Annotated in this window: 18 protein-coding genes and 1 pseudogene; 12 read left to right on the top strand and 7 right to left on the bottom strand. The window is 42.5% G+C overall.

All coding sequences use genetic code 11. From position 1 onward, the window contains the following. Nucleotides 1-9: 9 nt before the first annotated feature. The 5 genes from DEM91_RS01545 to DEM91_RS01525 all read right to left on the bottom strand — a co-directional run bounded on the left by DEM91_RS01545 (nucleotide 10) and on the right by DEM91_RS01525 (nucleotide 4,359). Entirely contained in the window at nucleotides 10-1,179 is a 1,170-nt protein-coding gene (locus tag DEM91_RS01545) for a metallophosphoesterase (protein ID WP_249857665.1), read from the bottom strand. Nucleotides 1,180-1,234: 55 nt separating this feature from the next. Next, nucleotides 1,235-2,557 carry a dihydroorotase gene (locus DEM91_RS01540; protein WP_249857663.1) on the bottom strand — a complete coding sequence of 441 codons (1,323 nt, stop codon included), beginning with the start codon at nucleotides 2,555-2,557 and terminating at the stop codon, nucleotides 1,235-1,237. A gap of 14 nt (nucleotides 2,558-2,571) precedes the next feature. Next, nucleotides 2,572-3,369 carry a DUF4369 domain-containing protein gene (locus tag DEM91_RS01535; RefSeq protein WP_249857661.1) on the bottom strand — a complete coding sequence of 266 codons (798 nt, stop codon included), beginning with the start codon at nucleotides 3,367-3,369 and terminating at the stop codon, nucleotides 2,572-2,574. 248 nt (nucleotides 3,370-3,617) lie between these two features. Further along, entirely contained in the window at nucleotides 3,618-4,028 is a 411-nt protein-coding gene (locus tag DEM91_RS01530; RefSeq protein WP_102188213.1) for a hypothetical protein, read from the bottom strand. Continuing rightward, nucleotides 4,012-4,359, bottom strand: coding sequence for an FtsB family cell division protein (locus DEM91_RS01525; protein WP_008125391.1), 348 nt, complete (start codon nucleotides 4,357-4,359; stop codon nucleotides 4,012-4,014). Before DEM91_RS01525 ends, DEM91_RS01530 begins: the two co-directional genes overlap by 17 nt. Nucleotides 4,360-4,506: 147 nt before the next feature. On the opposite strand from DEM91_RS01525, the gene DEM91_RS01520 reads away from it, so the two are divergent. From DEM91_RS01520 to DEM91_RS01490, 7 genes are all read left to right on the top strand, one after another. Continuing rightward, nucleotides 4,507-6,288, top strand: coding sequence for a DNA polymerase III subunit gamma/tau (locus DEM91_RS01520; RefSeq protein WP_249857660.1), 1,782 nt, complete (start codon nucleotides 4,507-4,509; stop codon nucleotides 6,286-6,288). 986 nt (nucleotides 6,289-7,274) lie between these two features. Next, entirely contained in the window at nucleotides 7,275-8,300 is a 1,026-nt protein-coding gene (locus DEM91_RS01515; RefSeq protein ID WP_249857658.1) for a lysylphosphatidylglycerol synthase transmembrane domain-containing protein, read from the top strand. Between the two features lie 81 nt (nucleotides 8,301-8,381). Continuing rightward, nucleotides 8,382-9,839, top strand: a complete 1,458-nt coding sequence (locus DEM91_RS01510) for an aminoacyl-histidine dipeptidase (protein WP_249857657.1) — start codon at nucleotides 8,382-8,384, stop codon at nucleotides 9,837-9,839. 232 nt (nucleotides 9,840-10,071) lie between these two features. Continuing rightward, nucleotides 10,072-11,850, top strand: a complete 1,779-nt coding sequence (locus DEM91_RS01505; protein WP_249857656.1) for an oxaloacetate decarboxylase — start codon at nucleotides 10,072-10,074, stop codon at nucleotides 11,848-11,850. A gap of 88 nt (nucleotides 11,851-11,938) precedes the next feature. Then, entirely contained in the window at nucleotides 11,939-12,475 is a 537-nt protein-coding gene (locus DEM91_RS01500; protein ID WP_249857675.1) for an HDIG domain-containing metalloprotein, read from the top strand. Nucleotides 12,476-12,565: 90 nt separating this feature from the next. After that, the gene (locus DEM91_RS01495) at nucleotides 12,566-15,421 is read left to right on the top strand and encodes a putative LPS assembly protein LptD (protein WP_249857655.1); all 2,856 of its coding nucleotides are present in this window, start codon (nucleotides 12,566-12,568) and stop codon (nucleotides 15,419-15,421) included. 193 nt (nucleotides 15,422-15,614) lie between these two features. After that, nucleotides 15,615-16,973, top strand: coding sequence for a dipeptidase (locus tag DEM91_RS01490; RefSeq protein WP_025072758.1), 1,359 nt, complete (start codon nucleotides 15,615-15,617; stop codon nucleotides 16,971-16,973). A gap of 177 nt (nucleotides 16,974-17,150) precedes the next feature. On the opposite strand, the gene DEM91_RS01485 is transcribed toward DEM91_RS01490, so the two are convergent. Next, nucleotides 17,151-18,587 carry a sodium:solute symporter gene (locus DEM91_RS01485; RefSeq protein ID WP_249857654.1) on the bottom strand — a complete coding sequence of 479 codons (1,437 nt, stop codon included), beginning with the start codon at nucleotides 18,585-18,587 and terminating at the stop codon, nucleotides 17,151-17,153. 166 nt (nucleotides 18,588-18,753) lie between these two features. Between DEM91_RS01485 and DEM91_RS01480 the strand changes: the two genes are divergently transcribed. From DEM91_RS01480 to DEM91_RS01460, 5 genes are all read left to right on the top strand, one after another. Continuing rightward, the gene (locus DEM91_RS01480; RefSeq protein WP_008124483.1) at nucleotides 18,754-20,124 is read left to right on the top strand and encodes a TrpB-like pyridoxal phosphate-dependent enzyme; all 1,371 of its coding nucleotides are present in this window, start codon (nucleotides 18,754-18,756) and stop codon (nucleotides 20,122-20,124) included. A 776-nt stretch (nucleotides 20,125-20,900) separates the two neighbouring features. Further along, nucleotides 20,901-22,637: a lysine--tRNA ligase gene (gene lysS, locus DEM91_RS01475; protein WP_249857652.1), complete on the top strand. Its 1,737-nt coding sequence runs from the start codon at nucleotides 20,901-20,903 to the stop codon at nucleotides 22,635-22,637. Nucleotides 22,638-22,741: 104 nt separating this feature from the next. Continuing rightward, nucleotides 22,742-23,740: an NAD(P)H-dependent glycerol-3-phosphate dehydrogenase gene (locus tag DEM91_RS01470; protein WP_249857651.1), complete on the top strand. Its 999-nt coding sequence runs from the start codon at nucleotides 22,742-22,744 to the stop codon at nucleotides 23,738-23,740. A 6-nt stretch (nucleotides 23,741-23,746) separates the two neighbouring features. Next, on the top strand, nucleotides 23,747-25,105 hold the full coding sequence (locus DEM91_RS01465) for a glucose-6-phosphate isomerase (RefSeq protein WP_249857650.1): 1,359 nt from the start codon (nucleotides 23,747-23,749) through the stop codon (nucleotides 25,103-25,105). 5 nt (nucleotides 25,106-25,110) lie between these two features. Continuing rightward, entirely contained in the window at nucleotides 25,111-25,845 is a 735-nt protein-coding gene (locus tag DEM91_RS01460) for an HAD family hydrolase (protein WP_249857648.1), read from the top strand. A 153-nt stretch (nucleotides 25,846-25,998) separates the two neighbouring features. Here the strand turns inward: DEM91_RS01460 and DEM91_RS12640 are convergent. Beyond that, a pseudogene (locus DEM91_RS12640) lies at nucleotides 25,999-26,118 on the bottom strand (heavy metal-binding domain-containing protein); the annotation flags it as partial. Nucleotides 26,119-26,443: the final 325 nt, after the last annotated feature.

Here is a 26,443-nt window from a genome sequence, read left to right as displayed (position 1 = left end):
TGCTGAATGTTATTTTTGTCGATGTAGGGTGATGACAGCAATTTCACTGGACACGCCAAAGCGAAAAGGAATAAGACCACCGAAGCCAGAAGTGACATAAAGTGCACGACTGCCGTCACGGTAGAGTCCGTAATCTTCTTTTAATAAGAGTTGGGAGATTCTAATTCCAAACAGACTTAACTGCCCTCCGTGCGTATGCCCACTCAACGTTAGTTGTGCATGCGATTGTGGCAGAATGATTCTTCGCCAAGCAGAAGGGTCGTGCTGAAGCATGACAACAAACGCATTGTCCCCTACTCCTCGCAAGGCTTGGTGCACATTTCCCTTTGCAGGATAAGGTGGAAGTCCGTCATTTTCGGTACCTGCAATGACAATAGAATCGGCTCCACGATGAATGGTTCGATGCTCGTTAAGAAGCAACTGCCAGCCATATTGGCGTTCTCGAGAGATGAGTTCTCGCTCATTGCCCACTTTAATAGCATTTGATGCGGCAATATATCCACTGTAATCATGGTTTCCTAACACGCTAAACACCCCATCTTTGGCATGAATGGAACGGAACAAGTCTTGAAATGGATAAAGTTCTGAGGGCTGTAAGTTTTGCAAATCGCCAGTAAAGACAACCATGTCTGCTTGCTGTTTTCGGATACTGTCAACCGCTCTTTCCAACAGAGGACGACGTGATTTCATATAAGTCCCTACATGTGCATCGCTCCAATGCACGATGCGATATCCGTCAAAAGCTGGGGGCAAGTCCTTAAAAGCGATATCTATACGATTGATTTTTAATTGACGAAGACCGAAAGTCGACCCATATACCAATATATATATCACCATAATGGATAAAAACAACCCCACTAAATTGCCCCAATTATGATGCTTTTTGAAAATTCGGCAATACCCCAACCCTATCAAAGAGCAGAGAGTAAAGATGCCTTTCGGCACAACAAATAATCCAAGGAGAAGCAGATAGTTGTCTATCCACGCAGGATTGTCGGGTATGAAGTTCTTTTCAGTCCCCATTTTGAACGTATATACCAACATCAAAATGGCTGGTAGCCACCACAACAATCGCTTCCACCGGGTATAGGTGGGTTTCTTGCGGAAGTAATGTAGATCTATATATAAATCTGGCAATACGATGAGAAACAGCAAAAAAATCAATATTCTTGCAATCATAGCTTTATTTTAGCCCACAAGGGAGTATAAAGATATAAAACCACTGGCGCAATGACTACCTGAAACGCAAAGCTTCGCCACGATAGTTACTATCAAATTGACCGTTATTATAAATAATGTGACCGTTACAAATGGTTTGCATAACCTTCCAATGGAAAGTATGTCCCAACATTGGACTCCATTTACATTTACTTTGAATTATATCCTCGGTCACCGTCCAAGGGGTATGCGGTTTTACTATCGTGATGTCTGCCTTGTAGTTTTCACGTAAAAAACCGCGGTCATTCACTTCAAACAATTGGGCTGGATGATGACACATCAATGCTACAAGACGATCTATGGTGAGTACACCCTCATCTACCAACCCTAACATTGCAGGCAACGAGAACTGTATCATGGGCATGCCAGAAGCGGCTTTACAACTCCCTCCTTCTTTATCTTTAAGCAGATGAGGCGCATGATCGGTGCCGATGGTGTATATTTTTCCATTGGTCAAAGCGGCTCGCAGTGCCTGTCGGTCTGCTTTTTGCTTTACAGCAGGGTTGCATTTTATCTTGCTTCCCAATCTTGAATAATCTTCTTCCGAGAACATCAAATGAGCTATTACCGCTTCTGCCGTAATGTTTTCTTGCTCGCCAAACAGTTCTAACTCTCTTGCAGTAGTTAGGTGAGCCACGTGAAGGCGTGTCCCATATTTCTTGGCAAGGCGCACAGCCAAAACTGTAGATTGATAACAAGCCTCTTCGCTACGAATCAAAGGATGATATTTCATGGCAGGATCATCGCCAAACTTCGCCTTAAAGGCAGTCGTGTTACGACGAATTAGCTCGGTGTCCTCACAGTGTGTCATGACTGGAAGGGGTGCAGTGCGAAAGATTTTCGTTAAGACATCACTTCTATCTACCAACATATTTCCCGTACTGGCACCCATAAACAACTTTATGCCAGGCACGATATGTGGATTAAGTTGTGAAAACAGGGCAGCATTGTTATTGGAAGCGCCAAAAAAGAAAGTGTAATTGATGTGACTGTTTCGCTGTGCCAATTCGTGTTTTTGCTGCAAAGCCTCCAACGAAGTCGTTTGAGGAACGGTGTTCGGCATGTCGAAAAACGAAGTTACTCCACCATAAGCAGCTGCCCTACTCTCTGTTTCAATATCAGCCTTTGCGGTAAGTCCTGGCTCTCTAAAATGTACATGTTCATCAATCACACCCGGAATGACAGAACATCCCGTAGCATCTATTACTTGATAATCATTGCCGCAGGGTTGCTGACCTTCTGGAACAATGTGGGCGATACGATCCTTTTCGATGACGATAGAGCCTCGAAAGACCCTACCCTCGTTGACTAATGTACCACCATGTATAAAGATAGCCATGAAAAATAATGTTTTTACTCTTTGGATTCAGACGGTTTTGCCAAATCAGCAGGCGAAGCTGGCGGTGGCAGTTGTTGTGCATTGGATGGAATTTGATTAACCGCAGCAGGCATTTCTTTCATTCCATTCATGATTTGCTCATTCTCCAAGGCTTTCTGATAATAGTCCTTGACATACGGATCATTCTTAAATTGATATGTAGCTTTACTCATGATATCCTCTATCCATGGAGTTAATTCAGGATATTGATTACCAATAGTGACCATAAAGAAAACACCCGGTCCTAAAACATTATCAAAATTATCGGTGACAAACGTTGTTACTAAATGGTCTTCTTTTTGACTTAACTTAGCTGCCTCCGCATTCAGTTCGGCATTGACTAAAGCCATATCACTACCATTCATAATGGCTTGGTCATGTTTATGCACCAACTCAGCTTCTCGGTTTTTGAGTTGATTGTACTCTTTGAAGAACTTAAACAACTTCTCATTCAATGGTGTGCCACTAACTGTTTGTTGTGTATTGTTGATTTTGATGTTGATATCGCCCTCTTCCAATACAAATGTCAGCACGCTCTCATCGTCCATGAAGATATTTGCCATACGAGCAGTATCGATATGACCCGTAAAATGGAACTGTCCATGAGTCACATCACAGGAGTCAACACTCTTAAAATCATTGTTTTCCAGTACCTTCAGATACAGCATTCTACCATCCAAGTCGGTTACATTCGATGAACCTTGGATATTATACGTATTAGCACAAGAGGTAAAAGCTAATACAGCAATAAGTAGGTATAAGGTTTTATTCATATATGTTTTCTTAAAGCAATTGTAATTTAGACGAGTAGAGATTTCAACCCAACAGTATGAAAACCGATATTGTCTGATTCTATTTTCGTTAAAGATGACACCAATTGATATTCGCTGCACAGGATTTCAAAATCGGAAAGTCGTCTATCACATGCAAAGATAATATGTATTGCGGACGAACAAAAATATTTAAGGCAATTTATCATGACTACCTTTGCTTTTAGTATTTTTTGGGAATACAACAAGGTCTACGACTTCGCCTTGGATAGTTCATGCCCTATCCTATGCATGGTGTACATTTCCAGCAGCGCAGCAACCAAAAGAAGGACGACCCACTTATTATAAACAAGTTGATAATAGGTGAGATAGTTGGAAAAGGCTGCCTTAAAAAATTGGAATACCATATCCACCATGAGCAAACCAGATAGTATGAAAAGCACATCTGCAAAGGTCATGATTTTTTTTAGGCGTTTCACCGTGAGCAAACTTCCTTCATACGTTTGCATCATTTGTATGACACCAAAGAGCAAAGCTCCTAATAAATAGATCCAACACACAATGTGTTGTTGCCACATAAAGGCGAAACAGCCTGCTCCGATAACCATCATCGCTCCGCCAGAAAGAAATAAAATACTCTGAACTTTACTCAGTTGCTTCATCTGTAGATTTTGATTGTTGTGTTGCTTGGTCGTCACTCAGCACAAAAATATCTTCATCATCGGCTTTCATGAAATAGTTTTCGCGGGCGATTTTCTTGATTGCATTGGGATTACGCTTTAGCTCACGCAGCTTTTGAGTGCTGATTTCGTTTTGAATACTATATTTCTCAATCTCTGCTTTCAAATCACTTATTTGCCATTCCAATTGGACACGCTTTAAGAAACTATTTTCATCGAGAAATCCAACGATAAGAATACCTCCGACAATGACTATCAGATATTTATAATGACTGATAAAACTCAGTATGATATTGAACCGACTCACAAGCAATAATTATAATATGTTGCAAAAATAGTGAATATAATCGGAATCGAAAAATGTCTTATTCAGAATTTTATCTAATTAACAAATAAACAGTTACCCCATGTGAACATCTGTAATCTTTTTGTTATCTTTGCACCACTAATATCCCTTATAATGAAAGATTATATTGTATCTGCGCGCAAATATCGCCCCACTTCTTTTGACACAGTGGTAGGACAAACAGCGCTCATCACTACTCTTAAAAATGCCGTAAAAAGCGGAAAGCTGGCACACGCCTACCTTTTTTGCGGTCCTCGTGGCGTAGGTAAAACAACTTGCGCTCGCATTTTTGCCAAAGCAATCAACTGCCTGCACCCCACAGCAGATGGCGAAGCCTGCAACGAATGTGAGAGTTGTAAAGCCTTCAACGAACAAAGATCATACAATATCTTTGAACTTGACGCTGCCAGTAACAACTCCGTGGAGAACATCAAATCGCTCATGGACCAGACACGCATACCGCCTCAGGTTGGTAAGTACAAGGTGTTCATCATCGACGAGGTACACATGCTTTCCACATCGGCATTCAATGCGTTTCTGAAAACGCTGGAAGAGCCGCCCGCTCACGTTATTTTTATCTTGGCGACTACCGAGAAACATAAGATTTTGCCAACGATATTGTCACGCTGTCAGATTTATGATTTCGAACGCATGACGACGAACGACATCATTAACCATCTCAAAAAAGTAGCCGAAAAGGAAGGGATTACTTACGAAGACGAGGCCCTCAACATCATTGCAGAAAAGGCAGATGGTGGCATGCGCGACGCTTTATCGGTCTTTGATCAAGCTGCCAGTTTTTGTCAAGGCAACATTACGTATACTAAAGTGACAGAAGATCTCAATGTACTTGATACAGATAATTATTTCAACATTGTAGACCTAAGCCTTCAAAACAAAGTGAGCGATGCGATGCTTCTACTCAACAGCATCATTGCCAAAGGCTTTGCGGGAGGTCACTTCATTAATGGATTGGCATCGCACATCAGGAATGTGCTCATGGCAAAGGATGCACAAACGCTTCCCTTATTAGAGGTAAGCCAGCAACAACGCCAAAAATACGAAGAACAAGCAAAGAAATGCCCTACGACTTTCTTGTACCAAGCTCTGAAATTGCTCAATCAATGCGACATCAACTATCGACAAAGCAGCAACAAACGCTTACTGGTAGAGATTACCTTGATTCAGATAGCTCAAATTACGCAGCCCGATGACACTCCTGCGGGTGTGGGGCGTAGCCCCAAACGCTTAAAATCCTTGTTCAAAAAGTTGGCTCCCGTGAAGGACGGAGAGACAACACAACAGGTGGTAGGCTTAGAGACCAGCAAGGTGTCTCCAGTAAATGCCTCCCACTCTCAACTCTCTTCTGCATTCGAGAAGAAAGATACGAATGTACAAACCAACTCCAACACACAACCTACAAGACCACGTCTAAAAATTTCTGACTTAGGGATATCCTTTGGAAGTTTACGCAACACATCTACAAAAAATATCACTCAAGCCGAAACCCAACAACAAACAACTTCTGCAAGTACTACTTTTAGCAACGAAGAGTTGAGGATACAGTGGAATGTGATGTGCAACCGAATGCCACCAGAAAAGATAGGTTTATCCCAAAGAATGAAAAACCTTTTACCACAAATCACCACCTTTCCACAGGTAGAAGTGGTCATCGAAAACGACATCCTATTGAAGCAACTGCAGGACATCAAAGGCAAGATACAAGCAACTCTACGCATGCTACTTCAAAACAACAATCTGTTACTCTCTCTTCGACTGGCAGAAGCGCAGGAAGTGACGAAGATTTACTCGAAGCGTGAAATCTTTGAGCTGCTCAAAAAAGAGAACCCACAGCTGGACAAACTTTGTCATAACTTAGGTTTGGAATTAAGTTAATTCCTCTGAATTTAATTTACAAAATCGCCATTATTTTTATCTGAGTTTTCTTTATAATAGAATTAAAAAGAGAATAAGATAGGAGTTTTTTACCTAAAAACAGCCCATTCTTTTGATAGAAACATGACTTAATCGTGCTGAAACAATGTTTCAACACCGTTATCTATCGCAAATAACCAGCTTATCTCCATGCATCAATACCACTAAATGAATGCTTCAAGGTCGCAAAATTTCAACATAAAAACACAAACAACTGATAATCAAACACTTAAAATTTTGCGATATTTCAGATAAAATATGGGTTAAGGGACTATAACGCAAGTATTCAGAGGGTTAAATGGTAAAGTTTTCTTACAATAAGAAAGTCGAATACTGTGCAAAAACCTGTTTCCTATTCTCACTCCAAACCACCGAGAATGAAAAAAGGTTGTGCCGACACTGACACAACCCCTTTGATATGTTAAACTAAAAATTCTTTCTTTCTAAAAAGGAAAGACAAGATTTACTTGCTCTTGAAGTTAATCTTGTTTCCTAAATGAATAGCTTGTGCGACAGTTATCGCTACAACAGCTAAAGTCATAATTGTTACCATAATCTTTTTACCTTTCTTTTAAATTTGTTATCCTTTTTCTTATTGTCGATGCAAAGATAGGGACAATTAACTGTGTGCGCAAACAATTTAGCACATTCTACCCAGTTTTACCCCGTTTTGTTGATACAAATCAAAGAAACAAGTAGAAAAACATCCGTAAAAAGCTTTTTATTTATTTGGTTATCCTCGCAAATTACTGTAAATTTGCATAAGATAGGCTGCGCCTCACCAAAACAAGTAAACTTTCTTTGGTTTCGGCTTGCGCTATCTTTGCATAAGATAGGCTGCGCCTCACCAAAATAAGTAAACTTTTTCTGGTTTCGGCTTGCGCTATCTCTACATAAAATAGAAAATGCTTAGTTGCATGTTACTCCAAATTCGTTAATAGCACTTTATGAAACTGTTCAATCATCAAACTGTCAACGTTGCCTTATCCTTGTTGTTGGGCAGTGCTATTCTGTTTTGGATGTATCGCGATTTTGATTTCCAACTCATCAAGAATGTAGTGTTCGAAGAGATGGATTGGACATGGATGTGGCTATCCTTTCCGTTTGGAATCTTAGCAGAAGCTTTTAGAGGTTGGCGCTGGAAACAAACGTTGGAGCCTTTAGGTGAACGTTCCAGAACATCAGTCAGACTCAATGCTGTGTTCCTTTCGTATGCCGTTAGTTTAGTGATTCCACGCGTTGGCGAGTTTGCCAGATGTGGTGTACTGAACCGCTACGACAACGTTTCGTTTCCCAAAGCCTTAGGAACGGTAGTCACCGAGCGGGTCATTGACACTATATTGGTACTGTTCATTACCGTGCTGACCTTCATTGCACAAATCAAGATTTTCGACACCTTCTTTATCCATACGGGTACAAACGTAGATACCATCCTCCAACAGTTTTCCACTGCTGGCTACATTGTGACGGCTATATGTGCCGTAGCCGTATTGATATTGGTGTTCTTCTTAGCGAAGAAATTGTCTATATATAATAAGGTGAAAACAACGTTGCACGATATAGGGCAAGGAATCACATCTCTACGAAAAGTAAAGAACATCCCTTTGTTCCTGATTTTTACCTTGGCAATATGGTTGTGCTATTTCTTGCACTACTATCTCACCTTCTTTTGCTTTGAGGCAACGGCTCACTTAGGACTGTCGTGTGCATTAGTTACCTTCATCGTGGGGTCTATTGCGGTCATCGTACCCACGCCAAACGGTGCAGGGCCATGGCACTTTGCCGTGAAAACCATGCTCATCCTGTACGGTGTTGCCGATACCGATGCCCTGTACTTTGTTCTCATTGTACACTCGGTACAAACATTGCTCGTGGCGGTATTGGGCATTTATGCGTGGATAATGCTGTCATTCACACAAAAAAGACTAAAATCAGTGAAAGCTGGCAACCTACGGTTTGCTGACGAAACATAATATACATTGCATTTTTTCATCCGGAGCAGTTAGCTAAATGTAGAACTACATGACGGCTGAAACTCCATAAATTTAAATACTATGAGTGAAATTAAAAATTTAAAACCAACGTGTGTGTGGCGTAATTTCCACGCATTGACACAAGTTCCACGCCCTTCAGGACATCTGGAGAAAGTGCAACAGTTCTTACTCGACTTTGCTAAAAAGTCAGGTGTTGAAGCCTATATCGATAAGGCGGACAACGTAGTCATGAAAAAAGCTGCAACACCAGGCATGGAAAACCGCAAAACGGTGATTTTACAAGCACACATGGACATGGTTCCTCAAAAGGCACCAGAGAGTCATCACAACTTTGAAACCGACCCCATCGAAACACATATTGACGGAGAATGGGTAAAAGCCAACAACACTACATTGGGTGCTGACAACGGAATGGGTGTGGCAGCTATCATGGCTGTCATGGAAGACAAAGAAATGAAGCACGGACCTATCGAAGGACTCATTACTGCTGACGAGGAAACGGGAATGTTTGGAGCCAATGCCCTGCCAGAAGGAGAACTGGAAGGCGACATCCTGATGAACTTAGACTCAGAGACTTGGGGCAAATTCGTCATCGGTAGTGCAGGCGGCATCGATATTACTGCAGAATTAGATTATAAAGAAGTAGAAACAGATAGCACAGATGCTGCTGTAAAGGTTACACTATCTGGACTTCGTGGCGGACACTCTGGTTTGGAAATACATGAGGGTCGTGGCAATGCCAACAAACTGATGGTGCGCTTTGTACACGATGCCATTCGCCAAACAGAAGCAAGACTCGCTACATGGCACGGAGGCAACATGCGCAATGCCATTCCGTTCAAAGCCGAAGTGGTTCTTACGCTCCCCAAAGAGAACGTTGAAGCGCTGAAAGAATTGGCTACAGACTGGAAAGAAGAGTTCATTGAAGAATACAGAGATATTGAGAAAGGTATCGAATTGACAGTAGAAGAGGTTGCAACGCCAAAGACACAAGTACCAGAAGCTATTCAGGACAACTTGATAGCAGCTATCTATGCCTGCCACAATGGGGTAGAACGCATGATTCCGTCTTTACCTTCAGTGGTAGAAACCTCTTCAAACTTAGCCATTATAGATATTGAAGCTGGCAAGGCTTCGTTCAAGATATTGGCTCGTTCTTCCAGCGAAGAGATGAAAGCCTATGTGTCTGAAATGCTCCAGAGCTGTTTCAATATGGCAGGAATGAAAGTAAGTTTCAGTGGTAGTTATGGCGGTTGGGATCCAAATCCTGATAGCGAACTACTCAAAATGCTGTTGAAAGTTTACAAAGAACAAAACAACGAAGAAGGTATCGTACAGGTAGACCACGCCGGACTGGAGTGTTCCATCATCTTAGGCAAATATCCTCACTTGGACGTGGTATCGTTTGGCCCTACCATTCGCAGCCCACATACCTCGACAGAGCGTTGCCTTATCAAGACTGTAGAGCCTTTCTGGCAATTCTTAAAGCAAGCTTTGGAAGAAGTACCTACGAAATAAAAAACGTGTAATGGAATAGAATAAGTTTGTAAGACAATATCTTTGAACAATTCATTCTATCCCAATAAGACCTTTAGCGAGCCGATGTGCCTTCATTGTGAAAAGCACTTCGGCTCGCTTGTTTTGAAAAGTTGAAATGCTATAAATCTTAAAAAAAGAATATGGCAATGGTCTAATTGATTTTTTTTGCGTAATTTTGCAACACCGTGTAAAGGTTGATAAAGAGAAAAATATGAAGAGAAAAATACAATTTAGTCTCATATACCGAGACATGTGGCAGTCATCTGGTAAATTTCAGCCACGCAAAGATCAATTAGAACGAATTGCTCCCGTCATCATAGAGATGGGGTGTTTTGCTCGTGTAGAAACCAATGGTGGTGCCTTTGAACAGGTGAACTTATTGGCAGGCGAGAATCCTAATGATGCCGTGCGTGCTTTCTGTGCCCCATTTAATAAGGTAGGCATCAAGACACACATGTTGGATCGTGGATTAAACGCCTTGCGTATGTATCCCGTTCCAGACGATGTGCGCGCCATGATGTATCGTGTAAAGCATGCACAAGGCGTGGACATCCCCCGTATCTTCGACGGTCTGAACGATGTACGCAATATTATTCCAAGCATTAAGTGGGCAAAAGAAGCGGGCATGACACCACAAGGAACACTGTGTATCACCACATCTCCTATCCACACTTTGGATTATTATGTTCAAATAGCAGACACTTTGATAGAGGCTGGTGCAGAAGAAATCTGTTTGAAAGATATGGCTGGCATCGGTCAACCTACTTTCTTGGGACAGTTAACCAAGATGATAAAAGACAAACATCCAGAAATTATCCTCGAATATCACGGTCATACGGGTCCTGGACTGTCTATGGCATCGATGTTGGAGGTAGCCAAAAATGGCATTGATATCCTGGATGTGGCTATCGAACCCCTATCTTGGGGCAAGGTACACCCCGACGTTATCTCTGTTCAGAGTATGTTGAAAACAGCGGGATTCGATGTACCAGAAATCAATATGGACGCTTACATGAAGGCACGTGCCTTGACTCAGGAGTTCATAGACGACTGGTTGGGATATTTCATCAATCCTCAAAACAAGATTATGAGTTCATTGCTGTTGGGCTGTGGCTTACCAGGAGGAATGATGGGAAGCATGATGGCAGACTTAGCAGGCATTCATAGCACCATTAATAATATCAGAAAGAAAAAAGGAGAAGAAGAGCTTTCTACTGATGACATGCTCATCAAACTGTTTGATGAAGTGGCATACGTATGGCCACGCGTGGGCTATCCACCCTTGGTAACGCCATTCTCGCAATATACCAAGAACATCGCTTTGATGAATCTCTTGACAATTGAGCAAGGAAAAGGACGCTTTGTCATGATGGACGACTCGATGTGGGGCATGATTCTCGGCAAGAGTGGCAAGGTACCTGGCAAAGTAGACCAAGTATTAGTCGACCTTGCAAAGGAAAAAGGATTCGAATTTACCGATGCCGACCCTCATACATTGCTCAAAAACAACTTGGACGACTTCAAGAAAGAAATGCAAGAGAATGGTTGGGACTTTGGAAAAGACGATGAAGAGTTATTCGAATTGGCAATGCACCCAGAGCAATATCGCAACTACAAGAGTGGACAAGCCAAGAAAAACTTCTTGGCAGACCTGCAAAAGGCAAAAGATGCTAAGCTTGGTAGCAAGGTATCAAAAGAAGAACTCACAGCCTTTAAGCATGCCAAAGCCGATGCCATTGTAGCTCCTGTTAAAGGACAAGTGTTCTGGGAGTTCAATGGAGAAGGCGAATGCGCACCCTCCGTAGAGCCTTACATTGGCAAAGAATACCAAGAGGGCGATGTATTTTGCTACATACAAGCACCATGGGGTGAGTTCGTAGAGATACCTGCAGCCTTGGGAGGCAAACTTGTTGAAGTGAATGCAAAGCAAGGCAGCAAACTCAACAAGGGCGATGTCATTGGCTATATAGAACGGGAACAGGCATCGTAATGCCGTTTTCGACTTGTATATTTACAGCTCATCTTTCATTAAATTCTTTTGAAAGATGAGCTTTTTGATAATTAAAACTGGTTTTATCATGGATTATCGCTCCATTATCAATCAATATTATCCCGAAGAAAACGAGCTGAAAAAGATTCTATTAACCCACAGTAAAAGTGTTACAGATAAGGCTTTACAGATTGTGGATTGTCATCCAGAGTTACAACTCGACCGACAATTCATTGAAGAGGCGGCGATGTTACACGACATAGGCATTGTAAAGTGCAATGCGCCAGGTATATTTTGCTTTGGTACGGAGCCTTATATTAAGCATGGTATCATTGGTGCAGAAATGTTACGCACGGCAGGTTTTCCACGTCATGCACGTGTTTGTGAACGCCATACAGGTGCAGGAATCGAATTAAGCAATATCCTCGAACAAAATTTACCACTCCCCTATCAGAATTTTCTACCCGAGACACTGGAAGAACAGGTCATCTGCTATGCGGATAAGTTTTACTCAAAAACGCATCTTGACCGTGTTAGAACACCAGAACAGGCACTGAAAAGCGTTAAAAGGTTTGGCAACGGAGGAGCTCAACGCTTCAAACAATGGATGCAAAAGTTTGAATAGAACGTACGCATTCGTCATTATTTGGTCTATTAGTTAAAAATAGAAAATTGCATGTCTATTCAGGCTTATTTATGTAATTTTGCAACTTAAATGAGGACTCATTCGGTCATAGCTTTGCTATTGTTCGTCTTCGTATTCGTAATGGCAGACGTCAATAATTTCTATTCCTACGCCAAGCAACAAGCGTCTTTACGCGATACCTTGCGTGTAGGTGACTCTACGCAATCTCATCGAACAGACACAGCAAAGACACAACGTACCAACAACACCAAAGACACGCTCACCTTAGACTCGTTGCAGCTTGCTATTCAGAAGCACAACCAAATCATTGACGACTCAATTCGTTTGGACTCGCTTAACCGTAGAAAATCAAAAGGCATTGATGCACCTGTAGAATACACCGCTGACGACTCTCTTATCTACGACGCCAAAACCAAGACAGCCCACCTATTTGGCTCTTCAACGGTGAAATACGAAAACATGGACCTTAAAAGTGAGAAGATACGAATGAGCTTGGATAGCAACATTGTACACGCCACAGGTGCCATAAAAGATACTGCCACCAAGGCTTTGGAAGGTACACCCGTGTTCAAATTAGGACAAGATTCATACGAGAGTGATACCATGGCGTTCAACTTCAAGACCAAAAAAGGGCTTATTAACAACGTGTACACCCAACAAGAGGATGGATTTTTGCGGAGCGAACGTTCCAAACGCGACTCCTCGGGCGTGGTATATATGGAACATGGTCGTTATACCACGTGTGACAAGCCTCATCCCGACTTCTATATTGCGCTGTCAAGAGGCAAGGTTCGCCCGGGTAAGGATGTGGTTTTCGGTCCCGCTTACTTGGTTGTAGCCGATGTACCTCTGCCACTTGCCGTCCCATACGGATTCTTTCCGTTTACCAAGAGTTATTCATCAGGCTTCATCATGCCTACCTACGGAGATGAAATGGATAGAGGTTTCTATCTAAGAGACGGTGGTTATTACTTTGCTATCAGTGACAAAATCGATTTGAAGGTATTAGGCGAGATTTATACCAAAGGCTCATGGGGCATCACTTTAGCCAGCAATTATAACAAACGCTACCGCTTTAATGGTAGTGTGCTTCTGAGTTATCAAGATTCAAGAACAGGAGACAAGGGACTGCCAGATTACTCTCGCCAACAAAGCTACAAGGTGCAGTGGAGTCATCGACAAGACCAAAAAGCCAATCCTTTTAGTTCTTTATCAGCCAGTGTGAACTTTGCATCCTCCAGTTATGAGAGAAATAACCTCACGAGCTTGTATAATCCACAATCACTAACACAGAGTACACGAACATCTTCCGTCAGTTGGAGCACCACCTTCTCCAGTATAGGCATGTCACTCAGTAGTTCTGCAAACCTTTCACAGAACATGCGCGACTCTTCTATCGCCATGACACTGCCCGATTTGAATATCAGCATTAGTCGTTTTTACCCCTTCAAGCGCAAGCACCTTGTAGGAGATGAACGCTGGTACGAGAAGATTTCAATGAGTTATACAGGACGTTTCTCCAATTCTATCACCACAAAAGAAGACAAACTCTTCAAATCTAATTTGATTAAAGATTGGAAGAATGGCTTTCAACACGATATTCCAATCAGCGCAAACTTTACTTTGTTCAATTATCTCAACGTGAATCCATCATTCAATTTCACGGATAGAATGTACTCAAGTAAAGTGAAAAAGTCGTGGAATGACCGCACCCAAACAGAGAAAACCGATACCATTTACGGCTTTAATAACGTTTATAACTGGTCGCTCAACTTGGGAATGTCCACTAAATTGTATGGTATGTTTATTCCCAACCGTAAGATTTTTGGGGATAAAGTACAGGCTATCCGTCACGTCATCACGCCCTCTATATCGTTTAGTTATGCACCCGACTTTGGTAGTCGTCGTTATGGCTATTATGATTATTATCAAAAAACCGATGCAGACGGCAACGTATCGCTCGTAGGCTATTCACCTTATCAAAACGGTATGTATTCTGTTCCGGGTCGTGGACGCAGCGGAAACATCTCTGTAGATTTGGGTAATAACATCGAGATGAAGGTAAAGAGCGACAAAGACTCTACGGGACTAAAGAAAATCAGTATCATTGACGAGCTTGGACTTCAGATGTCATACAACATGGCAGCCAAAGAAAAGCCATTAAGCGATTTGAATATGCGCATTCGTTTGAAGTGGTGGAAGAATTACACCTTTAACATGAATGCTCGATTTGCTTCATACGCTTACGAAGTTGATGAGAAAGGCATCCCTTACGAGGGCAACCGAACGGAATGGGGAATGGGACGTTTCGGACGTTTTCAGGGCATGTCACAAAACATCTCCTATACGCTGACACCAGAAAAGATAAAAAAACTGTTCGGCGGCAAGAGTGAAGAGACCGACAACAAGCAACGAAACAAAAACGATGAAGAAGGTCCCGACACCGATATTGATACCAACTTGGATAAAGATATGATTGACGCACAGCGTGGAGCAAAGCGCAAAAAAGGCGGTGAGATGGCGGAAACGGATGATGACGGCTATATGCCATTCAAACTTCCATGGTCTATCACTTTCGGTTATGGCATCACTATGAGCGAAGACCGCACTGTGTCAAGATTTAATTATGATACCATGCGCTATCCTTATAAGTTTACGCAGACTCTGAATGTCAGTGGGAATGTCCGTCTGAGCGACGGCTGGAACATCAGTTTCTCTTCGGGTTATGACTTTGAGAACAAAGCCTTATCCATGACAACCGCTTCTCTTCAACGAGATTTACATTGCTTCAACATGAGTTGCTCTGTGGTGTTGGCACCTTATACCAGCTATAATTTCACGTTCCGTGCCAATGCTGCCACCCTTATGGATGCACTGAAATATGACAAGCGCAGTGGATACGGAAATGCAATACAATGGTATTAACAGATTTTGTTGACTGATTGAGAGACGAACAAGCGAAAAAGTTTTATGGACTGTTGAACAATTAACCCATCACTCCTACTCAAAAACGCTCCGCTCGTCAACAAACTACTCGTCAACTTGTCAACTATCCACTCGTCACCTTGTGAACTATCCACTCGTCAACTATTCAACTAACCCCCTTATCAACTTAACAATCATGCAAAACTACATCAAAGAAAACCAAGAAAGAATGTTGGATGAGCTATTTAGCCTTATCCGCATCCCCAGCGTAAGTGCACAACCAGAACATCACCAAGATATGATTGCCTGCGCTAACCGCTGGAAAGAGTTGCTCCTCATGGCAGGAGTAGACAAAGTAGAAATTATGCCTACCAAGGGAAATCCTATTGTTTATGCCGAAAAGATGGTCGATCCAACGGCGAAGACCGTGCTTATTTACGGACATTATGACGTGATGCCTGCCGAACCTTTCGAGCTTTGGAAGAGCAATCCCTTTGAAGCAGAAATAAGAGATGGACATATTTGGGCGCGTGGTGCCGATGACGACAAGGGGCAGTCGTTTATCCAAGCCAAGGCATTTGAATATGTTGTTAAGCACAACCTCTTAAAACACAACGTCAAATTCATTTTAGAAGGCGAGGAAGAGATTGGCTCGCCAAGCTTGAGCGACTTCTGTACCGAACATCAAGAGTTGCTAAAATGCGATGTTATCTTGGTTTCAGACACCAGCATGCTTTCTGCCGACCTGCCTTCTCTCACTACTGGGCTGCGTGGTTTGGCGTATTGGCAGATAGAAGTGACGGGTCCTAACCACGATTTGCATTCGGGACACTTCGGTGGTGCTGTTGCCAATCCTATCAATGTGCTATGCAAACTCCTTGCGGATGTCACCAACGAGGACGGCAGGATAACCATTCCCGGCTTTTATGACGACGTAGAAGACATACCAACAGAAGAACGTAAGTTGGTGGCAGCTATACCCTTCGACGAAAAAGCATACAAACAAAACATTGGAGTAGACGAACTTTTTGGCGAAAAAGGCTTCTCCACCATTGAGCGAAACGGCTTCCGTCCATCGTTTGACGTATGTGGTATCTGGGGTGGATATACAGGCGAGGGGTCGAAAACAGTACTTCCCTCAAAGGCATACGCCAAGCTTTCCACCCGATTAGTACCTCACCAAGACCATGAGAAGATTGGACAGTTGGTGGTAGACTATTTCAAACGAGTAGCACCTAAGACAGTTAAGGTGGACATCCAGTCGCTGCATGGCGGTCAGGCGTACGTTTGCCCTATCGACCTGCCAGCTTATCAGGCTGCCGAGCGTGGTTTCGAAAAGGCCTTCGGTAAACGTCCTTTACCTGTGCGCCGTGGAGGTAGCATCCCTATTATTGCCACCTTTGAAAAGATATTAGGTGTAAAAACGATATTGATGGGATTTGGCTTAGAATCGAATGCCATACATTCGCCTAACGAGAACATGCCCTTAGACATGATTTGGCGTGGCATCGAAGCCGTTGTCAACTTCCATTTGGAGTTTGACAAACTCTAATCTCACCTACAATCACAGCAAGAGAGGAAACATCAACAGGGGTGGTTAAGCGAATAGACACCATCGCTGTTCGTGCTTCCTCTTTTCTTTTATGCGGAAGTTTTCAACTGAAAGAGGAGGAAGCAGCGAGAAATAAAAGTGCCATGTGCCTGATTTCATGTGCGAAGCCAGCATCGCTTAATGCCCAATGCGCAAATATTCTTTCTTCCTCGTTACATACAAACCAGCAAAAGTAAAGGCGCCATTGAGCATCAATAGTTCATATCCAAAATGATACCCCCACAGTTGCTGTGCCAAAATGTTCAACGCATAACACAAAATCGGGGAGAGAATGGCAAAATAAGGAACCCAACGATCTGTCACTTGATATTTGGTAAATAAGCCAAAAGCAAAGAGTCCTAACAAAGGTCCATACGTATAAGAGACAAGTATGTAGATGGCATCAATGAGATTGGTTGAGTTGAAGGTTCTAAATAGCAGTATAAAGATAATAAACACCACACTCATTCCTGCATGTACTCGATGCCGTAACGTCTCATCATCGGCTTTTTCCTTAATATCCACACAGTAGGTCGTAGTCAATGCCGTCAGTGCAGAATCGGCACTGCTGAACGATGCCGCCACAATACCAATGGTGAACAACACCACGACCATGTTTCCCATTTTGCCTGTCGCTGCAAACATGGGCAACAGTTCATCGCCCGAGCTTGGCAATGCTATCCCTTCTTGCTGTGCGAGCATCGACAGCAACACGCCTAAGCATAAAAATAAGAGGTTCGCAGGTACAAAGGCAAGTCCATAAGTACACATATCTTTTTGGGCTTCTCGTAGCGTCTTACAGGTCAGGTTCTTTTGCATCATGTCTTGATCAAGCCCTGTCATCACCACTACAATAAAGATTCCACTGATAAAGAGTTTCCAGAAATTCTGCTTAGACACCCAATCATCAAACACAAAGACCCTACTTCTCTCATCTTGGACAATCGTTGTCACAACCTCATTGACACTCAGATTGAGCATTGACATGACATTAATGATGATAAAGATGAGCGCCATGAACATACAAAATGTTTGAAAGGTGTCCGTCCATACCAGCGTCTTAATACCTCCTCGACGAGTATAAAGCCAAATGAGCACAACCAATACCAACACTGTTATCACAAAGGGGATTCCTAAGGCATCGAGTACGAAGCGTTGAAGTATCATACAGACCACATAAAACTTAACCGCTGCACCCGACATCTTGGACAACAAGAAGAACCAAGCTCCTGTCTTGTACGACCTTGTCCCCAACCGTTGCTGCAAATAAGAATAGATAGTGGTGAGATTCAAGCGGTAATAAATGGGCAGAAGAACAAAGGCTACAGCTACATAGCCCAAGACAAACCCCAAGCAAGTTTGCAGATAGGTCATCCCAATGGTATTCACCATGCCGGGTACAGAGACGAAAGTAACGCCCGAGATGGAAGCACCTATCATCCCAAAAGCCACCAAATACCATGGAGACTGTCGGTTTCCACGATAAAAAGTGTCATTGGTTGACTGCTTTGCTGTTAGTCGACTGACCAAAAGCAACACCCCAAAGTAAGACAATATGGTAAGAATAATCGTCATATTTCGACACAAAGATACATAATTTCAATGGATGCTTACAGGAGAAGTAATATCTTTTTGCTAACTTTGCAAAAACTACCACCCAAAGACAGATTGCTATTGTGTCAATAACTTTCTTATCACTAAGGGTTTCATCATTATAAAGAACAAATAAAAACAACAGAAGATGAGTAAACAAAAAAAGTTTATACTTCAGGAGAACGAGATACCTACACAATGGTATAACATTCAGGCAGACATGGTGAACAAACCTTTGCCTTTACTAAATCCAAAAACAAAGCAACCTGTCACAGTAGAAGATTTAGCGCACATCTTTAATTTAGAGTGCTCTAAACAAGAGTTAGATACGCAACATGCTTGGATTGATATTCCTGAACCCGTACGTGAAATGTACACCTACTATCGTGCAACACCCCTTGTACGGGCATACGCATTGGAAAAAGCACTTGACACCCCTGCTCACATTTACTTCAAAAACGAAAGTGTCAATCCACTTGGCTCACACAAAATCAATTCGGCATTGGCACAATGCTACTATTGTAAACAAGAAGGCACTACAAATGTAACCACTGAGACAGGTGCTGGGCAGTGGGGAGCGGCTCTAAGTTATGCGGCAAAGATTTTTGGTTTGGAAGCCGCTGTGTATCAAGTTAAGATTTCCATGCAGCAAAAACCTTATCGCAGTAGTATTATGCGCACCTTTGGCGCAACCGTAGAAGGTTCGCCCTCTATGTCTACACGCGCTGGAAAAGATATCATCACCCGTGACCCACACCATCAAGGAAGTCTTGGAACAGCCATTTCAGAAGCGATAGAACTGGCGACTACCACTCCTCACTGCAAGTACACTCTGGGTTCGGTACTTAATCATGTATCGCTACACCAAACAGTGATTGGGTTGGAAGCCGAGAAACAAATGGCAATGGCAGGCGAATATCCCGACAAAGTTATCGCCTGTTTTGGAGGTGGTAGCAACTTCTCGGGACTTGCCTTCCCCTTTATGCGCCATAACTTGCTGGACGGAAAGCAGACAGAGTTTATCGCTGCCGAACCCAGCAGTTGTCCCAAACTAACCAGAGGCAAGTTTGAATACGACTTTGGTGACGAGGCTGGTTATACTCCCCTATTGCCGATGTACACCTTAGGTCATGATTTCAAGCCAGCCAACATTCATGCTGGCGGTCTTCGCTATCACGGTGCAGGCACCATTATCTCACAACTGGTAAAAGATAAGTTGATGCATGGCGTTGATATTCCACAACTGGAAGCCTTTGATGCAGGTCTGTTGTTTTCACGAACAGAAGGAATTATCCCAGCACCTGAGAGTTGTCATGCCATTGCCTCCACGATTCGTGAAGCCAAGAAATGCAAAGAAAGTGGCGAAGCCAAGGTACTTTTATTCAGTCTTTCTGGTCACGGCCTCATTGACATGACTGCCTATGAGAGCTATCTCAGCGGTGACTTGCGCAACTACACGATTAGTGACGAAGACATCGCTCAAAGTTTGCAGAATGTTCCACAAGTTCCAATGAAATAAGGACATTGTACATCGGAGGTTGAGCGATAACCCTAACAATTCACAGTCTATCCATGCAAGGGAGAGACGGCTACACTCATCACCAAGAGGAATAAACCTCATGATAGAGAAGGAACAACATCACTTTCACTATCGCATCCTCTTGATATGCACAAAACTCCACAAACCGACCACTCCCCTCGCTATTTTGTAGCGGTGGGAGTGGTATTTTTCTTTACAAAGCCCCTCTCATAACTTTCATATTTGCCAACACACTTGCACTTGCTTGCAAATATGCGCAGCATTTCGAAGAAGCTATAATACAATGAATACCAAATGATTAAAGCGATAATAGCGCTTTTTGAGCCGAATAAAAAGCAGGGATAAGGCATTAAAGCAATGAGTTAGATGGATTGGAGTAATGGGTTAAGCGGTCTGTCAACATATACTAAGCGGACAAAAGTATGTAGTTTGGCGTCTTATCTCCATGGGTTTGTCTAATGAGTTGCATTTTTTGCTCGTTTTAAGGAAAAAATCTATGCTCAAAACCTCTTATTTTTTTCTATTTCGCAAAAAATAAACACCCGTTTTTTTTGTCATTTTTTAGGACAAATTGCAAATTAAATGGTGCCCTCTTTCATGTTACACATATTTATAAAAAATATGAAATAATAGGCACATTCAGAATTATTTCGTACTTTTGCATCAATGGGTAATGCCACGCAAACTCTACCATCAACGTTGGAGTGATCGTTGGGCATGATTCCTACATATATAAAAATAGCTATAATCAATATATGAACGTTTTAGAATTGAGCGAACAAGAGATTGGTCGCAGACAGAGTCTTCAAGAGTTGCGCAACATGGGTATAGACCCTTACCCCGCTGCAGAGTTTCCTACCAACGCTTTCAGTACTGACATCAAAGAACAATATCAGGACGGCGAAGAGAAACGAGAAGTGGTGATAGCTGGACGTATGATGACACGCCGCATCATGGGAAAAGCAAGTTTTATGGAGCTGCAAGACTCAAAAGGCAGAATACAGGTGTATATCACTCGTGATGACATTTGCCCCGATGACAACAAAGACTTATACAATGTGGTATTTAAGAGATTGATGGACATTGGTGATTTTGTGGGCATTAAAGGCTTTGTGTTCAAGACACAAACGGGCGAAATTTCTGTACATGCACAAAGTTTAACCTTGCTCAGCAAGGCGTTGAAGCCTCTCCCTATTGTGAAATACAAAGACGGGGTGGCATACGATAAATTTGAAGACCCCGAATTGCGCTATCGTCAACGATATGTAGACTTGGTAGTGAATGATGGGGTGAAGAATACGTTCTTACAACGTGCCACCGTACTGCGTACCATGCGTAAGGTTTTAGACGATGCTGGCTATACGGAGGTAGAGACCCCTACGCTGCAATCGATAGCAGGAGGAGCCAGCGCACGCCCCTTTACCACGCATTTCAATGCGTTGAACATAGATATGTACATGCGAATTGCCACGGAGCTATACCTGAAACGCCTTATCGTAGGCGGTTTCGAGGGTGTGTACGAAATAGGCAAGAACTTCCGAAATGAGGGAATGGATAGAAACCACAACCCAGAATTTACTTGTATGGAGCTATATGTACAATACAAGGACTACAACTGGATGATGGAATTCACAGAGAAATTGCTTGAAACCGTATGTATTGCCGTAAACGGTAGTCCCGAAAAAGAGATTGACGGACAGTTAGTCAGCTTCAAGGCTCCTTACAGAAGGTTGCCTATCCTTGATGCTATCAAAGAGAAAACGGGCTATGACCTGAACGGAAAGGATGAAAACGAGATAAGGGAAATCTGCAAGAAGCTCAACATGGAGATTGACGATAGCATGGGAAAAGGCAAGCTGATAGATGAAATCTTTGGCGAATTTTGCGAAGGAACTTATATTCAACCTACCTTTATCACAGACTATCCAGTAGAAATGTCGCCACTTACCAAAATGCACCGTAGCAAACCGGGACTCACTGAACGATTTGAATTGATGGTAAATGGTAAAGAGTTGGCAAATGCTTATTCAGAATTAAACGATCCTATCGACCAAGAAGAACGCTTTCAGGAACAAATGAAATTGGCAGATAAGGGCGACGATGAAGCCATGATTATCGACCATGACTTTTTGCGTGCGCTACAATATGGTATGCCTCCTACCTCTGGTATTGGTATTGGCATTGACAGATTGGTAATGCTCATGACGGGAAAAACGTTTATACAAGAGGTTTTGCTCTTCCCACAAATGAAACCAGAAAAGAAGATACCTCAAAGTACCATTGAAGAGTGGGCGGAGATTGGTGTTCCCGAGCAGTGGGTTGCTGTCTTTAGAAAAGCAGGATACAATTTGATTTCAGACATCAAAGACGTAAAAGCACAAGCCTTGCAAATGAATGTCTGTGGTATCAACAAGAAATATAAGTTGGGTTATGAGCAACCTAAAGTAGAGCAATTCCAAGAATGGATTGACAAAAGCCAAAAGAATTCATAATTTACCATTCACCATTCATACATTACTTTCTTCTGTGTATGCAGAACAATAGAGGTAAGAAAAATTAAGAACGAATGGCAATGTAGTATGCAGAACGAAAAATAATGAATTACAACTGTGGTAAGATAGCAATCATTGGAGGCGGTAGTTGGGCAACAGCTATTGCCAAGATTGTTGTATCGCATACGCATCACATTGGATGGTATATGCGACGTGACGACCGTATCGCCGATTTCAAACGACTGGAGCACAATCCTGCTTACCTCACGAGTCTTCATTTCAATGTCAGGGAAATCTTCTTTTCATCAGACATCAATAAAATTGCAGAGGCTTACGATACGCTCATCTTTGTCACTCCGTCACCATACTTTAAGAATCATCTGAAGAAACTCAAGACTCGTTTACGTGACAAGTTCATTATTACCGCTATCAAGGGTATTGTGCCAGATGAAAATGTGGTATGCTCCGAGTACTTTCATCGTGTGTATGACGTGCCTTACGAAAACCTTGCCGTTATTGGAGGACCTTCACATGCCGAAGAAGTGGCTTTAGACCGGTTGTCGTATCTTACTATTGGATGCTCAAATATTGAGAAAGCAGAAGCTTTCGCAGAGTTGATTGCCAGCGAGGTGATAAAGACAAAGATTTCTACCGACGTGTTAGGAATAGAGTATTCATCCGTCTTGAAGAACGTGTACGCCATAGCTTCTGGTATTTGTTGCGGTTTGAAATATGGCGACAACTTCCAAGCGGTCTTGATAGCTAACGCTGTACAAGAAATGAATAGATTTTTGATGTCTGTTCACCCCATCGAAAGGAGTCCTTACGATTCCGTCTATTTGGGCGACTTGTTAGTGACTTGTTATTCAAACTTTTCACGCAATCGAACATTTGGTACGATGATTGGCAAGGGATATTCCGTAAAGAGTGCTCAAATAGAAATGGAGATGATTGCCGAGGGGTATTTTGGAACGAAGTGTATGAAAGAAATCAATAAACACATGCACGTGAACATGCCCATCTTGGATGCTGTGTATAACATTCTATATGAGCATATCAGTCCACAAATAGAAATTAAGTTATTAACAGATTCATTTAGATAATAGAAAATGAAAAGTATTAGTTTAGACATTACAAAAGCGACCCAGTTCTTGAAACCAGGAACAGTGGAAGACTTTGAATCAAAGGTAAAAGAGGCTCAAGATGCACTTGAGAAGGGCACTTGTCCCGGTAACGACTTCTTAGGATGGCTTCATCTGCCATCGTCTATCACTCCCGATTTTCTTAACGACATTCAGACATGCGCAAATACACTACGTGAAAATTGCGAAGTGGTTGTTGTTGCAGGTATTGGTGGTAGCTATTTAGGAGCTCGCGCCGTGATAGAGGCTTTGAACAACTCATTTGCATGGTTGGTTAATGACCAAAAAAATCCTACCATTCTCTTTGCAGGAAACAATATCGGTGAGGACTATTTAGCAGAACTTACCGATTATTTGAAGGACAAAAAGTTTGGAGTTATCAATATATCTAAGTCGGGTACCACTACCGAAACAGCTCTTACCTTCCGCTTGCTGAAAAAACAATGTGAAGAACAGCGTGGCAAAGAAGAGGCTAAAAAAGTCATTGTAGCCATTACAGACGCCAAGAAAGGAGCTGCAAGAACTTGTGCCGACAAAGAGGGATACAAGAGTTTTATCATTCCCGACAATGTAGGTGGACGTTTCTCTGTCCTTACTCCAGTAGGTTTGTTACCCATTGCGTGTGCAGGGTTCAGCATCAAAGAACTGGTACAGGGTGCAACCGATATGGAAAAGGCAACGGGCAAAGACGTTCCTTATCAAGAAAATATAGCAGCACAATATGCTGCTGTTCGTAACGCTTTGTACAGCCAGGCAGGCAAAAAGATAGAGATTGTAGTGAATTATCAACCAAAGCTCCACTTCATGGCAGAATGGTGGAAACAACTCTACGGTGAGAGCGAAGGCAAAGAACACAAGGGCATCTTCCCTGCTGCCTGCGATTTCACAACAGATCTTCATTCCATGGGACAGTGGATACAAGAGGGAGAACGCTCCATCTTTGAAACTGTTATCAGCATAGAGCAGCCTCAACGCAAAATGTTGTTCCCTGAAGACGAGGAAAATCTTGATGGATTGAACTTCTTAGCAGGCAAACGAGTGGATGAAGTCAACAAGATGGCGGAGTTAGGTACACGTTTGGCACACGTAGACGGTGGTGTTCCAAACCTCCGAATCAGTGTTCCCGAACTGAATGAATACTACATCGGACAGCTCATCTACTTCTTTGAAATAGCTTGTGGCATCAGTGGCAACCTGTTAAGCGTTAATCCTTTTAACCAACCGGGAGTAGAAGCTTACAAGAAAAACATGTTTGCTCTGCTCAACAAACCTGGCTACGAAGCTGAAAGTAAAGCTATCCAAGAGCGTTTGGCAAACGAGAAATAAGATTAATGTATCAACAAACCATAGAAAACTATTTAAGAAAGCATGACTTTGGGACATTCGCACCCGAAGTCGTGCTTTTTGATATGGACGGGGTGTTATACAACTCCATGCCACACCATGTCGTTGCATGGCAGAAAGCAATGCAATCTTTCGGCATTGATATGACGAAAAAAGATGTATATGCTACCGAAGGAATGAAAGGAATTGACACCATACGGATGTTAGTTCGTGCACAACAAAACCGTGAGATTAGCGAGAAAGAGGCGCAAGCAATGTACGATGAGAAGGGTAGACTGTTTCATGAGATGCCTCAAACACCTATCTTCGAAGGGGTGCTTGCCATCATGCGCAAAATTAAACAATGTGGCATGCGCATTGGCGTTGTAACAGGAAGTGCACAAAAACCGCTCATCAATCGCGTTGCGAAAGATTTTCAGGACTTCGTTCTGCCCGAACATATCGTGACAGCTTATAGTATTCGGCATGGAAAGCCTGCACCAGACCCGTATTTGAAAGGTCTGGAACTCACAGGAGGATTTCAACCTTGGGAAGGAATTGTCGTGGAAAATGCGCCCATGGGAGTACGGGCAGGTGTGGCAGCTCAAATCTTTACCGTGGCTATCAACAGCGGCCCGCTTCCAAATGAGCTGTTACTTGAAGAAGGAGCTGATTTGATTTATCCTGACATGATGACCTTTGCACAGCAATGGGACGAACTGATACAAGCGGCAACTCATTAAGCCACCTGTACCGAAATGACATTCCAATACCTTGCAAGTAGTCTGTTGTCATCACTGTTCACATGGACACCAAAACATAAAGTGGCTAACAACGATTGTTTTAGTCACTTTATGATATTCCGATTGAAAGGCAATCTCTTCCATATAGACGTGCTATATGACAACAGCCGTGCCACTAACGGCTACCATTAACATACTATTGCCTTCGCCAATGGTTTCGTAATCAATATCTATCCCTACAATAGCGTTAGCTCCAAGTTCGGCTGCACGCACATCCAGCAATTGTACATGTCCATCATAGAGGGTGTTTTCAAACTCGTCTGCTGTTACAGACTTGATTTCTTGATGACTGGAACAGCTTGTAAATAGCGTACTTAATATCACGATAATAAAACCTTTCAATAAATTGTTCATCCATTTAGTTGCTCTTAATTATCTCAAAATTGCAATAAAAGTTGAATCTATTAAATAAATCTTACAAAAGTTCAATACGTACGACATATTTATCGTTGTTTATGTCCGTAGCTATCTCCTTTTGAGAAAGCTTTGTTTGTGTATCATTGACATTGTAGCATTGCTCATTATTGATTGATAGTTC

It is taken from the genome of Prevotella sp. TCVGH, assembly GCF_023522295.1.
Classification (GTDB): Bacteria; Bacteroidota; Bacteroidia; order Bacteroidales; family Bacteroidaceae; genus Prevotella; species Prevotella timonensis.
The sequence above is the reverse complement of the archived record's forward strand: the minus strand, read 5'-3'. Positions and strand labels throughout refer to the sequence as shown.